Raw genomic sequence first — 13,839 nt, 5'->3', positions numbered from 1 at the left:
TGAGAGAGGGCGTTTTAGCGCGGAGACTTAACTGTATAAGAGAAATTAGGTAGGGCGGAAGCTTGTGTCGCTTAGGGCGCAATGTTATAAAAGTGCGAGATGAACGATTCAAGCAGTGCCTGTGAATTGAGCGGGCGCAAACGAAAGTTGGAGACTACTTTTTCCGATTCCAAATATGGCTGCGCATTGGTCACGCGCTGGTTTGTTAAATGCGGAATCGCCGTTTTTATCCTGCTGGGCTGCGCGAATTTGACTTCGATTTCGAAGGCTGACGCGCCCACTCAATCGGCGGCTTTACCAAGCGAACAAAGGCTGAGTCTTGCCCAGGCTAAGGAGATCGCTTTTCGAAGCAACTGGGATTTGCTGGCGGCGAAAAGTGGCGTGGATGCCGCGACCGCGCAACTGATCATGGCGAAGGAATTTCCCAATCCCACGGTCTCACTGCTCACCGCGCGCATCGGCAGCCATGACAGTTCCACACCGATGGGCAACGGCATTTACAGCCGCAACTACGATACGATTCTTCAGGTCAACCAGCTTATTGAAATTGCGGGGAAGCGTCATGACCGGCAAGTTGCCGGGCGGGCGGGTGTGGCGGGGGCGCGGGCGCGATTTTTTGATGCGAAGCGCACGCTGGACCAGGGTGTGACGAAGGCATATATCGCGGCGTTGCTGGCGAACGAAAATGAGCGAAATCTCAATGAGTCTTCCGGTTATTTGCAACAGGAAGTGAAGATTGCCGATGCGCGTTTCAAGGGCGGCGACGTGTCGGATGCGGACAAAAAACAGATCGAGATCAATGCGGAGCAATTTGAGTTGCAAGCGAAGGCGGCGCAGGCGGCGGCGGTGCAGGCGCGGATTGCGCTCGAGATTTTGCTGGGCGTGAGCGAGCCGAAAGGGGATTGGTCGCCAACGGATTCGCTGGAACAATTAGTGCAGGCGAGCGCGCCCGCGACAGAGACGAATGCGCCGGGTGAACGGCCGGACGTGCTCGCGGCGGAAGCGGACCTTCGCGGCGGGAAGGCGCAACTTAAATTGCAAAAGGCCGAACGCGTTCCCGATCCGACATTTTCTGTTGGCGTCGAACATAATCCTCCCGGTGGCGGGCCGGGTGTTGGGCCGGATGTGAATACGATCATTGCGGGTGTTTCATTGCCGCTGCCGTTATGGAATTTCAATGGCGGAAATATCAAGGCAGCCCAGGCGGGCGTGGATCAATTTCAGATCGCTTTAGAAAAACTCAAGGCCCAGACCGCGGCGGATGTGGCGAACGCGGAGTCCACTTATAACGAGGCTCGCACGCGCTGGCAACTTTACCGGGATGTTACCGGTCCGAAAGCCGGGCAGGTGCGAGATTCGGTTTCGTTTGCCTACAACAAGGGCGGGGCGTCGCTGGTGGATTTGCTGAATGCCGAGCAGACGGATAACACCATCCGGCTGGCACTGGCGCAGGCGATGTCCGACACGGCCAGCGCTGCCGCTGATCTGAATGCCGCCCGCGCGACGCTTTCGGAAAACGAAGTGCTTTCCAGTCACGAGCCTTTGGCGCAAAAATAATCGGGAAACTTTCCCGACTCGTGAATCGAGAGTCTGTTAAACTTCCAGGCGATCTTCGGGACGGGCAACCAGCGCGTACATCACGGGCATGAGGAAAATGCTGATGAATAAGCGCGTGAACAAACCGCTGACGATCACCAGCGCAAACGGGCGTTGAGAATCAGTGCCTACGCCGGTGGCCATTGCCGCGGGCAAAAGTCCAAATGCCGCCACCAAGGCGGTCATCATAATGGGCCGCAAACGCAGGATCGCTCCTTCGCGCACGGCGTCCACGATGGATACGCCCTGGCCACGCAGCTCGTTGACGTAGGAAATATAAACCACGGCGGTTTGCACGGAGACACCGAACAAGGCGAGAAATCCGATTCCTGACGAAACGGAAAATGGCGTGTGCGTCAGCCATAGTGCCAAGATGCCGCCGACGGGTGCGGAGAGAAGTACGCCGAGCACGGTGATCAACGGGAATTTCAAATTGCTGTACAAAGCGAACAGCAGGAAAAAAATCAAAAACAAAGTCAGCGGAAGAATGAGCCGCAGTTGCGCGCGTGACGCGGTGTATTCGGTATATTCGCCGCCCCACTCGATGCGGTAGCCTTCCGGCAGCGTCACTTGTTCCTTCACTTTTTTCCGCGCTTCATTCACCGCGCCGGCGAGGTCGCGGCCTTTGACGGAGAACTGCACGCCAATGTAGCGCGAATTATCTTCGCGATAAATAAACGATGCACCGTTGGTGACTTGCAAATCGGCGAATTCGCGCAAGGGAATCTGCGAACCGTCGGGCGTGGACACCAAAATATTTCCAATCTGTTCGGGTGTGCTGCGGTAGGCTTCGTCAAGGCGAACCACCAAATCAAATTGCTTTTCGCCCTGCACGACTTGAGTCGCCGCCGCGCCGCCAACCGCCGCCTCAATCAGTCCATTGATGTCGGCGACGTTCACGCCATAGCGCGCGATTTTTGCCCGGTTGATATTCACTTCGAGACTTGGCTGGCCCAATTCCTGGACGAGTGTGATCTCATCCATGCCGCGCACTTTTTCCAGCACACGCTTGATAGCCTTGCCCTTGCTTTCGAGCGTCGCGAGATCGGTGCCGTAAATTTTTACCGCCAGCGAACTTTTCAAACCGGTTTCCGCTTCATCCACCGCGTCCTCGGCAGGCTGGGTGTAATTGAAAATAATTCCGGGGAAACTCCGTAATTTTTCATCAATGGCCTCAATCAATTTTGCCTTGGTGCGGTACGGGCCTTTCCATTCGCGATACGGTTTTAAACCAACGTAGAATTCATCGTTGAAAAAACCGGTGGGATCGGTGCCATCATCTGGGCGGCCATGCTCGGAGGCGACGATGGTCACTTCGGGGAATGCGCGCAAAATTTTTCGCACCTGCGGAGAAATCTTTTTAGATTCCTCGAATGAAATCGTGTAAGGCATGGTCGCGCGAATCCAAAGCGCGCCCTCATCCAGCGGCGGCATGAATTCAGCGCCGATGATGGGCACGAGCAGGAGCGAACCGCCGAGCAGAATCACTGAGCCCAATACCGTGAGCCACGGATTCGCGAGGCAAATATCGAGTCCGGTCACGTATAGGGACTTGATGGCTTCAAACACTGGATTGCGCCGTTCCTTCACGCCTTTTCGCAAAGCCCATGAGCAAAGCACCGGCACGAAAATAATTGTCACCAGTAATGAACCAACCAGCGCGAAGATCATGGTGTCGGCCATCGGCGTGAACAATTTTCCTGAGGGGCCTGACAGCACGTAAATCGGCAGGAAGCCCGCGACGATCACGGCGACCGCGTAAAAGATCGGACGGTCCACTTCAGCGGCGGCATCGAGGACGACACGCTTGATGTCCATTGGCTGGCCTTTGCGAAGCGCCACCTGACGGAAAATATTTTCCACCATCACCACCGCGCCATCCACCAGGATCCCGAAATCTATCGCCCCGATGGACAGCAAATTTGCCGAGACATTTTCAATATTAAGGCAAATGAAAGCGAACAGCAGCGCCAGCGGAATGGCCGTGGCGACGATCAATCCGGCGCGCACGTCATAAAGGAAGAAGATGAGGATGATGACCACCAACACCATGCCACGAAAAAGATTTTCTTTGACCGTCCGCGTGGTCAGCGCGACGAGATCGCTGCGGTCATAGAACGGAACGACTTTGACATCGTGCGGCAAAATACTTTCGTTCAACTCTTTGGTTTTTTCCTCGACCTGTTTCAAGACACTTTGCGTCTTTGCGCCAGTGCGCATGAGGATGACACCTTCGACCGCGTCGTCCTGGTCCTGGTAGCCGAATTGGCCGAGGCGCGGCGCGTAGCCGATCACGACCTTGCCGATGTCCTTTACCAAAATGGGAATACCATTGTGGACCGCGAGCACGACGTTGCCGACGTCCTCGACGGTGTGCAACCGGCCCAGCCCGCGCACGTAATAAAATTGTCCGCCCTGCGAATAAAATCCGCCGCCCGCATTGCTGTTGTTGGCAGAAAGCGCTGTGACTATGAGAGGAACGGAAAGTCCGGCGCCGGCAATTTTGGACGGGTCGAGCAGCACTTGATATTGCATCGTCTGGCCGCCAAGTCCTGAATCGTCGGCGACGTCCGGGACAGATTTGTATTGGCGGGAAACGACCCAGTCATTGAGCGTTTTCAACTCCATCGGGCCACGGTCCTCGCTTTGCAGAACGTAACGGTAAATCAAACCCGAAGGTGAAAACAACGGGGCGACCGAAGGCGTCACACCCGTGGGCAACGAGAGGTCAGCGATGCGTTGATAGACTTGCTGGCGAGCAAAATAATTATCCGTGCCGTTGCGAAAACTGATGATGACATCGGACAAGCCATAAAGTGAAATGGAACGAATCACCGTCAGGCGCGGGAGGCCGTTCATTTCAAGTTCAATCGGCACGGTGATCAAGCGTTCGACTTCCTCGGATGCCTGCCCAGGCCATTGCGTAACGATCTCCACCATGGGCGGCGACAGATCGGGATAGGCATCCACGGGCAACCGGTCCACCGACCAGCAGCCTACGCTAATCAGGATGATGGTGAGCAAGACGACGAGGAACCGTTGCCGCAAAGACGAGGCGACGATGCGGTTGATGACGGAGCCCGTCCGCGGCGCGTGATTCGGTGCTGGCAGTTGGGCGTCGCTCACTGGTTTTGTAAAAATTGAACGAACAAGCCGCCGTCCGTGACTACCTGATCGCCCTCGGCCAAGCCGGAAGTGATTTCGTAATCGTCATTCACGCGCGAGCCAAGGATCACGCGCCGCCGCGAGAAACTGCCATCCGCGCCCGCCAAATAAACGAAGGGCAGATTTTCGTCGTTTCGCAAAACGGACGAAACCGGCACGAGCAAGCCTGTGCTTTCGCGGGATGAATGAATCAGCACGCGGACGTACATCTGTTTCTTGAGAACGCCGCCGGGATTTTTCACGACCACGCGCACGCCGATGGAACGGGTGTTGGGATCAACGATGGCGGAGATGTTGTCCACCGCGCCGAGAATTTTTTGCGGGTCCGCGCTGGTAATAATTTCCGCCGGATCGCCAACTGCGACGTAAGACAAATCGGATTCAAAAATATTTGGCATCACCCACATTTGCGAAAGGTCCGCCACGGTGAAACAAGGCGTCGTGCCAGCTTGTAAAAGCTGGCCGGGACTGACGAGCCGTTCGACCAATGTGCCATCCAGTGGCGAACGTATGGCGGCAGGAAGATTCGTGGAGATGACATGCTTGCGCAGATCTTCGATGGCCCGGTCATTCACACCGAGAGCGTGAACCTGTTGCAAGGCGGCTTCGGTATCGGCATCGGCGTTGACGGCATCGGTTTGGGCTTGTTCGAGGGCGCTACGGGCGAGGGCGCCGTGCTTGAAAAGATCCTCGTCGAGATCGGCGATGCGGCGGGTATTCGTTGAAGTGGCGAGAGCTTTTCGATAACCGCTGATAGCGGTGGCAAAATCCGGTGAATCAACCAAAGCCAGCGGGTCGCCCGCCTTAACTTCTGCGCCGAGTGAAACCAATATTTTGGCCACCGGGCCGGAAATTGGGGCGATGATGGTAGTGGCCTGGTCGTTGTCAAAACCGACCGTGCCGCTGGTATCAATCGTGCGGTGGAATTTCGACGATTTTACGGTTTGCAGTTGGACGCGTTGCCGTTGCGCCGCCGTGAGCGTGACGTTGGTTGAGGCGGGTGCGGAAGGCTCGGCCGTTTCGCTTGTGCGTGAACAGCCGGCCACTATCGCCGCAAAAGCAATGGCGACGACGGGAACAAAAATGGCGTAAGATTTTATTTTCATTGCGTGAGTTAGCCCGAAACGGAAGGTCAAAACCACGAGTGGCTCTGTAACTTTTCTTTAATGGAAAAACCGGACAGGGAAGTTCAGCAGAAGGGCGGAGCGCGGCCGGGAGCGAGTTGCACGTCAAAGACGGCATGCGCAACGAATTTTTCCAACGGGAGATTCATCACCATCGGCGCGATGAAGCATTCGCATACCACGGGAATCGGAGGAGAGGAGACTTGGGCTTTTGAAAATAAAGTGATCGCACACGTGTGATTGGCGGCACAGGCATCAGCATGGACCAACTTGTGCAAGTCGGGACTGACGGCGGCGGCGGAGAGAAAAAGAATCAACGCGGTCAATAGGAGAGCCGAGGCCGCGTTGAAGATTTTGCCGATTGTGCGAGTTACATTCACCGTTGGTAAATTACTAATAAAGAATCAGGTTGTAGCGATGATTGCAAGTGTCATTGTGCCCGGCTAGCGGTCAGGTCATCAGCAAAACGGCAGCGCCTCTTAGTTTTCCGTTGCGAAGGCAGTCGAGCGCTTCGTTTGCCGCGCTCAAAGGAAAAGTTTCAATCGTGGTTTTGACGGGGACTTCGGCGGCAAGGGGTAGAAAGGTCAGGCCATCCTGGCGCGTGAGATTGGCGACGGAACAGAGCGTGCGCTCTTCCCAAAGCAGATTATATGGGAACGAAGGTATGTCGCTCATGTGGATGCCGCCGCAGACGACGGTTCCTCCTTTGCGGACACTTTTAAGCGCGAGCGGAACGAGTTCGCCGCTGGGGGCAAAAATGATGGCGGCGTCGAGCGGTTTGGGTGGCGTGGCGGTCGAATTGCCGGTCCACACGGCGCCCAGTGAGCGCGCGAATTCGCCTGACTTGGAATTGCCCGGGCGTGAGAAGGCGTAGATTTCGCGTCCCTGATGCCGGGCAACTTGAGTGACGATGTGCGCTGCCGCGCCGAAACCGTAGATGCCGATTCGTTTGGCTTCGCCGGTTTTGCAAAGCGAGCGATAGCCGATGAGGCCGGCGCACAAAAGGGGCGCGGCTTCGGCATCGGAATATTTTTCGGGAATGCGAAAACAGAATCGCGCGTCGGCAACTGTGTATTCGGCGAAGCCGCCGTCGAGCGTGTATCCGGTAAACCGGGCGGTATCGCATAAATTTTCCCGGCCCGAAGTACAATAGGCACAGACGCCGCAAGTCCAACCAAGCCACGGAATGCCTACGCGATCGCCGAGTTTAAAATCTTTCACGCCGGCTCCAAGGGCATCAATGGTTCCCACAATTTCATGGCCGGGAATCAGGGGAAGTTTTGGATTGGACAATTCGCCAGCGGTGACATGCAGGTCGGTCCGGCACACGGCGCAGGCGAGCACTCGCACCCTGACCTGGCCGGGTTGGGGCGCGGGCACGGGGTGTTCGGTTTCCTGCAGGAGCTGTCCGACGGTATTTAAAACCATGCAGCGCATAAGTGTTTTTAAATTATTGCGGCCACTGGATAGTATAATCAGGATTTGAAAATATACTTGGGAATTTTGATGGGGAGTTAGGGCCATGAATTTTTGACTTTGGTGAAATCGCTTCCGCAATTTTGACCTGAATTTATAGTTTCGAGGACGGAAAAAACATAACGGAAATATAGCAGCTGGTTTCTCATGGCGAACATATATAGCGGGGACACGGAATAAAGTATTGCAATCGCGGTTAGTCCACGGTGATAGTTTTTCCAACCCAAAGGGCAAGCGGCTTGGAGAAATTTTTTTATTATTTATTTGCGGAACGATCTTTATGAAAAAAATGATGATGTGTGTGGTTTCTGGCGCAACTTTTTTGTGCGCTGCTCTTGTTTGCCAGGCGGCGTCGCCAGTGGACGAGGTGAATCCGATGATCGGCACGGCGGAACATGGGCATGTGTATCCGGGTGCGACGGTGCCATTTGGCATGGTGCAGCTTTCGCCAGACACGCGCGACAGCGGATGGGATGGCGCGTCCGGCTATCATTATTCTGATACGAGCATCCTTGGTTTTTCGCATAACCATTTGACTGGCACTGGAGTAGGTGATTTGGGAAATGTTCTGCTCATGCCGACCACCGGCCCGTTGCGCCTGACTCCGGGGGCGCGACCCGGTGAGGGGTATCGCGCGCGATTTTCGCACGATCATGAAGTCGCGCACCCGGGTTACTACGAAGTGATGCTGCCGGATTATCAAGTCAAGGTGGAATTGACAGCGACGGCACGGGCGGGGATGCATCGCTACACTTTTCCGGCGACGAACGACGCGCATATCGTGGTGGATTTGCAACATGGCGTCTCCAACCGCACGCGCGAATCGCAACTGACGATTGAAAACAATCATACGGCAAGCGGATATCGCCGGAGTGAAGGGTGGGGCGGCGGCAAGACCTATTATTTCGTGATGGAATTTTCGCGGCCGTTCGACGCGTCGGGCGTCGCCCAGGGTGACAAGGATGTGGACGGGCAGCAAACCACCGGACGGGAAACCAAGGGACATTTCGATTTCAAGACCAAGGCGGGCGAACAAATTTTAGTGCGCGTGGGATTGTCCACCGTGAGTGTCGAGGGTGCGCGAAATAATTTGCACGCGGAAATTGCGGATTGGGATTTCGATGGCGTCGCTTCGGCGGCTCGCAAGGAGTGGAGCAAGGCGCTGGACGTGCTGGACGGGGAGACCAAAGACAAAAATCTCAAGCAGACATTCTATACTTCGCTTTATCACACCATGCTCGCGCCGACGCTTTTGAGCGACGTGGATGGGCAGTTTCGCGGGCCAGATGACAAGGTGCATCAGGCCAAAGGTTATGACTATTATACCGAGATGTCTTTGTGGGACACATTTCGCGCGGAAAATCCGCTGCTGACGCTGACGCAGCCTGCGCGGGTAAATGACTTCGTGGATACGATGCTGGAGCACTTCAAAACTTTTGGCCAGAACACGCTTCCGGTTTGGCCGGAAGGTGGCAAGGAGACCTGGTGCATGATCGGCAATCACGCGATTCCGGTGATCGCAGATGCTTACATGAAAGGGTTTCGTGACTGGGATGCCAGCGAAGCGCTCGACGACATGATCGCCTGCACGGACAAGAACCGCGCGCAGATGCAATCCTATCGCGACCAGGGTTTCATTCCCACCGGCAAAGGAGTGCAGAGCGTCTCGAAAGTTTTGGAATATTCCTATGACGATTCGTGCATCGCGCGATTCGCAAAAGCTCTTGGCAAGGATGATGTCGCGGAGAAATATTTCAAACGCTCGCAAACCTGGGAGAATGTTTTTGATCCATCCACCGGTTTCATGCGCGGTAAAAAGGCCGATGGAAGCTGGATCGAACCATTCGACGCCAAGGCGATCAACAGCATCAATTTCAACGAATACACCGAGGCCAACGCGTGGCAGTACAACTTCTTCGTCCTGCATAATGTCTATGGCCTGATTGATAAACTCGGCGGCGACGAAAAATTCGCGGCGCGATTGGACGAGACGTTCGACACCACGGAAAAAATTCCGAACCTCGCGATGATCCCCGATGTCACCGGCGTTATCGGAATGTATGCGCACGGCAACGAACCCGTTCATCACGTGGCTTACCTCTATAACTATGCGGGCCAGCCGTGGAAGACCCAAACCCGCGTTCGCCAGATAGCCTCCAAGCTTTACAACAACACGCCCGGTGGCATTTGCGGCAATGACGATTGCGGACAGATGTCGGCATGGTATGTCTTCACGGCGATGGGTTTCTATCCGGTGGATCCCGTCAGCAGCACTTATATTCTGGGCAGTCCGCTGCTCGATGAGGTCACGCTGCATTTGGATAAGAAATTCGCGAAAGGCCGCACGTTCACCGTCGTCGCCAAAAATCTTTCCGACACAAATCCATATATCCAATCGGCATCGCTCAATGGCAAGCCGATGACTCGGAGTTGGATTTCGCAGCATGACATTACCGATGGCGGTAAATTGGTCTTGAACATGGGGCCAACTCCCAACAAAGATTTCGGCTCTGCGCCGCAAGACCGTCCGCCAGGGATTTTGAACGCGGGAATTCGCCGGGATTAGAAAGTTGAACTCTTGACGAACCACCATGAAATATAAATCACTCCTCACGATGTTCGCCGCGATCCTGATGACGGCTTCCCTTCGCGTGTTCGCCGTCAACGCTCCCTTGCCGCGCAGCACGCCGGAGGCGGAGGGAATTTCGTCGCGGGCGATTCTTGATTTCGTTCAGACCATTGATACGAACATCAACACGCTGCACAGTTTCATGATCCTGCGGCATGGCAAAGTCATCGCTGACGGATGGTGGAAGCCGGAAGCGGCGGACAAGCCGCATGTGTTATGGTCGTTGAGCAAAAGCTTTAATTCGACCGCAGTCGGGTTGGCGATTCACGAAGGTAAATTAAGTCTCGACGATCCAGTGCTGAAATTTTTTCCCGTCGACGCGCCGAAAGATCCTTCGGATAATCTCAAGGCCATGACCGTGCGCGATCTGCTCACGATGACTTGCGGCCACGACACTGAACCCAAGGCGACTAATGGAAATCCCTCAGTGAAACAATTTCTCGCTCATCCGGTTTTGCATAGGCCGGGCACGCATTTTCTCTATAACACGATGGGCAGCTATACCCTGTCCGCCATCGTGACGAAAGTAACCGGGCAAACGTCGCTGGATTTTTTGAAACCGCGATTATTTGAGCCGCTGGGAATTGAAAATCCGCGCTGGGATGCGAGTCCCGAAGGCAATTCGCTTGGTGGTTATGGACTGTATTTATGCACGGAGGACATCGCTAAATTCGGCCAGCTTTATTTGCAAAAAGGAAAATGGCAGGGCAAGCAGTTGATACCGCAGGATTGGGTGGAACAGGCGACCAGCAAACAGGTGCCAAACGAACAGGAAAACCACGCCAAAATGGGTTCGGACTGGCAGCAGGGCTATGGTTTTCAATTCTGGCGTTGCCAGCACAATGCCTTTCGCGGGGATGGCGCGGCAGGACAATTTTGCGTCGTGATGCCTGACCAGGATGCTGTCGTTGCCATCACGGCGCAAACCGGCAACATGCAGGGAGAACTCAATGTCATTTGGGACAAGCTGCTCCCGGCATTTCAAAACGCGGCGCTTCCCGAGGATGCTGCAGCCCAGGAAAAATTAAAGCAGGCGGCCGCAAATCTGGTGGCACACCCGGACAAGAAAACGAATTAACAGATTCAAAGCCATCCGCGAAAGATAATCGAATGACTCTTGCCAAAAGTTTTCTAAAATGCTGGAGAGCTTTTGATTGTGGTGATTGGCTGCGGCGCGTGGTGATTTTTGCGGTCGCGAGTTTTCCGTTGATGCTCACGTTTGAAGTTCAAGCGTTCACGGCGGCGGATGCGAATACAATTTTTGCGTCCTATAACGACGTGTTTTATTTCACGAATGGCAACAAGGGGTTTTATCGCAGCACGACCGAAGGCGGAAAAACTTTTTTTTGGGATCGCGCGGAACAAATGGAAATGATTTTGGATGTCTATCAGCGCACGGCGAACCGCGCGTGCCTGACGCAGTTCACCCAGCTTTTCAATGGTTTCGTCGCCGATCACGGCATCCTTTGGTCGCGCAACGAATTCAACGACGACATCATGTGGATGGTCATCGCTTGCGCGCGCGCGACGCAGTTGACCGGCAACATGGAATTTCGCGACGCGGCGAAATCGAATTTTGACATGTGTTACGCGCGGGCCTGGTCCACGAATCTTGGCGGCGGCCTGTGGTGGAAAATAAACAATCGCTCGAAGAACGCTTGTGTCAATGGCCCCGCGGCAATTGCGTCGTATTTGCTGTATCAGATTTATGGCGACACCAACTATCTCGCCAAGTCGAAGGAAATTTTTGAATGGGAGCGCGCGACTTTGTTCAACACCAACAGCGGGCAGGTCTATGACAACATCGGAATCAATGGGCGTATGCATCCCATAGCCTTCACGTATAACGAAGGCACGTTCATTGGTGCGGCAAATTTTCTCGGCGCCACCAACGACGCGAAGCTGGCGGCGGATTACACCAAGAATGTTTTGAGCAAGGACGGGTTAATGCCGGACTACGGGCAAACGGGCGACGCGGCGGGGTTTCACGGCATCTGCGCGCGGTGGTTGGCGAAGTTTATGACTGATCGCGGCCTTCAGGATTCGTATTTAAAATGGTTGCAAGCCAATGCCGATGCAGCCTGGAAAAATCGCCGGTTGCCGGAAAATATTTCGTGGTCACAGTGGGATAAACCGATGCCGCCCGACCCGGTGAAATCGTGGGCGTGCAGCAGTTCAGTTGTCATCATGCACGTGATACCACCGAACGAATAATTTCCAAAACCAAAAACACATGAGCATCGCGATTGATTCAGGGAGTCGAACCACGAGTCGTGGACCAGGCGAAGAGATGAACGGGCGTCTGTTTTTTTGGGCGCTTACATCCGCGCTCGCCGGATTTTTATTCGGCTTCGACACGGTGGTGATTTCGGGAGCGGAACAAAAAATTCAGGCGTTGTGGGGGCTTAGTGCCGGCATGCACGGCATCGCCATGGGCTCAGCGCTTTACGGAACGGTCCTGGGTTCCTTGATTGGCGGCTGGCCGACGGACCGGTTTGGACGCCGCGCGACGTTGCTGTGGATAGGCGTTCTCTACCTGATTTCTGCGATTGGCACGGGGCTCGCGCCGGGAGTTTATTTGTTCATTGCGGCCCGCATGATTGGCGGGTTGGGCATCGGCATCTCGACGGTGGTCGCGCCGCTTTATATTTCCGAAATCTCGCCGCCGCAACATCGCGGACGATTGGCGGGAATGTTTCAGTTCAATATCGTTTTCGGCATTCTCGTCGCTTTCGGATCGAACTGGTTGCTGGCCGGAACAAGCGCAAATGACTGGCGCTGGATGCTTGGCGTGGCTGCATTTCCGTCGCTGCTTTACACGGTGTTTTGTTTTGGCATTCCCGAAAGTCCGCGCTGGTTGCTGACTCGCAAAGGCGATCGCAAAGCGGGCATTGAAGTCCTTAAACGCATCCAGCCGCATGCGTCGGCGGCGGAAATTGACGCGGAAGCGAATGAAATTATTTCCGCTTCAACGGAAAAAGTTTCGTCGGGACATTTTTGGACAATGCGTTTGCGCGTGCCGATTATGCTGGCGTTTCTCGTCGCGTTTTTCAACCAGCTATCGGGCATCAACGCGATCCTTTACTTTGCGCCGCGCATATTTGAAATGACCGGTCTTGGTGAGAAGGCGGCGTTGTTGCAATCCCTGGGCATCGGCGTGACGAATTTCGTTTTTACCTTCGCCGGATTGTGGCTGATTGACCGGCTGGGGCGTCGCACGCTTCTCTTCATCGGTTCGTTTGGTTACATTATTTCACTTGGATTGGTGGCATGGGCATTTTTCACAGCGCACTATGTGATCGTGCCGGTTTGCATCTTTGCTTTTATAGCTTCGCACGCAATCGGGCAAGGGGCGGTGATCTGGGTTTTGATCTCCGAAATTTTCCCGAATCGCCATCGCGCGCAGGGACAATCGCTCGGCAGTTTTACGCATTGGATTTTCGCCGCGCTGCTGACAACGGCTTTTCCCATTGCGGTGAAGACGATTGGCGCAGACGTGAAGCCTGAAAGAGCCGGATTCATTTTTGGCTTTTTTGCCTTCATGATGGTTCTGCAACTCATCTGGGTCAAAACGATGGTAGTCGAAACCAAAGGCGTGCCGTTGGAGCAGGTGCAACAGCGGCTCGGTATTTCATAACTCGCCGGCGGGCATGAACGGTTTGACTAAAGCAAAATTTCCTGTCTAAGCTACGAAACCACTATGGCAATTCCCGCATCTCAATCATCTACTTCCGGCACCCAAAAATCCGACGGCCAAACCTACCGTGGCCCGTTTGCGATCATGACGATCCTGTTTTTCATGTGGGGGTTCATGACGGTGTGGAACGACATCCTCATTCCCAATTTCAA

Annotated in this window: 9 protein-coding genes; 5 read left to right on the top strand and 4 right to left on the bottom strand. The window is 54.6% G+C overall.

What is annotated here, in order from left to right; all coding sequences use genetic code 11:
* Window positions 1-99: 99 nt before the first annotated feature.
* Window positions 100-1,557 carry a TolC family protein gene (locus VH413_18950; GenBank protein HEX3800780.1) on the top strand — a complete coding sequence of 486 codons (1,458 nt, stop codon included), beginning with the start codon at window positions 100-102 and terminating at the stop codon, window positions 1,555-1,557.
* Between the two features lie 36 nt (window positions 1,558-1,593).
* Here the strand turns inward: VH413_18950 and VH413_18945 are convergent, their stop codons facing one another.
* The 4 genes from VH413_18945 to VH413_18930 all read right to left on the bottom strand — a co-directional run bounded on the left by VH413_18945 (window position 1,594) and on the right by VH413_18930 (window position 7,322).
* Window positions 1,594-4,722: a CusA/CzcA family heavy metal efflux RND transporter gene (locus tag VH413_18945; protein ID HEX3800779.1), complete on the bottom strand. Its 3,129-nt coding sequence runs from the start codon at window positions 4,720-4,722 to the stop codon at window positions 1,594-1,596.
* On the bottom strand, window positions 4,719-5,867 hold the full coding sequence (locus VH413_18940; GenBank protein HEX3800778.1) for an efflux RND transporter periplasmic adaptor subunit: 1,149 nt from the start codon (window positions 5,865-5,867) through the stop codon (window positions 4,719-4,721). Before VH413_18940 ends, VH413_18945 begins: the two co-directional genes overlap by 4 nt.
* 83 nt (window positions 5,868-5,950) lie before the next feature.
* Window positions 5,951-6,265 carry a hypothetical protein gene (locus tag VH413_18935; GenBank protein ID HEX3800777.1) on the bottom strand — a complete coding sequence of 105 codons (315 nt, stop codon included), beginning with the start codon at window positions 6,263-6,265 and terminating at the stop codon, window positions 5,951-5,953.
* Window positions 6,266-6,335: 70 nt separating this feature from the next.
* Window positions 6,336-7,322, bottom strand: a complete 987-nt coding sequence (locus VH413_18930; GenBank protein ID HEX3800776.1) for a zinc-dependent alcohol dehydrogenase family protein — start codon at window positions 7,320-7,322, stop codon at window positions 6,336-6,338.
* A gap of 319 nt (window positions 7,323-7,641) precedes the next feature.
* On the opposite strand from VH413_18930, the gene VH413_18925 reads away from it, so the two are divergent.
* The 4 genes from VH413_18925 to VH413_18910 all read left to right on the top strand — a co-directional run bounded on the left by VH413_18925 (window position 7,642) and on the right by VH413_18910 (window position 13,627).
* On the top strand, window positions 7,642-9,927 hold the full coding sequence (locus VH413_18925; GenBank protein HEX3800775.1) for a GH92 family glycosyl hydrolase: 2,286 nt from the start codon (window positions 7,642-7,644) through the stop codon (window positions 9,925-9,927).
* 25 nt (window positions 9,928-9,952) lie between these two features.
* Window positions 9,953-11,068 (top strand): serine hydrolase, encoded by a 1,116-nt coding sequence (locus tag VH413_18920; GenBank protein ID HEX3800774.1) that lies wholly within the window; start codon window positions 9,953-9,955, stop codon window positions 11,066-11,068.
* A 32-nt stretch (window positions 11,069-11,100) separates the two neighbouring features.
* A complete protein-coding gene (locus VH413_18915; protein HEX3800773.1) occupies window positions 11,101-12,204 on the top strand; it encodes a glycoside hydrolase family 76 protein in 1,104 nt (367 codons plus the stop codon).
* A gap of 76 nt (window positions 12,205-12,280) precedes the next feature.
* Window positions 12,281-13,627 (top strand): sugar porter family MFS transporter, encoded by a 1,347-nt coding sequence (locus tag VH413_18910; protein HEX3800772.1) that lies wholly within the window; start codon window positions 12,281-12,283, stop codon window positions 13,625-13,627.
* Window positions 13,628-13,839 lie beyond the last annotated feature (212 nt).

It is taken from the genome of Verrucomicrobiia bacterium (genome assembly GCA_036268055.1).
GTDB lineage: Bacteria > Verrucomicrobiota > Verrucomicrobiia > Limisphaerales > Pedosphaeraceae > DATAUW01.
This window is presented reverse-complemented; position numbering and strand designations above follow the sequence as displayed.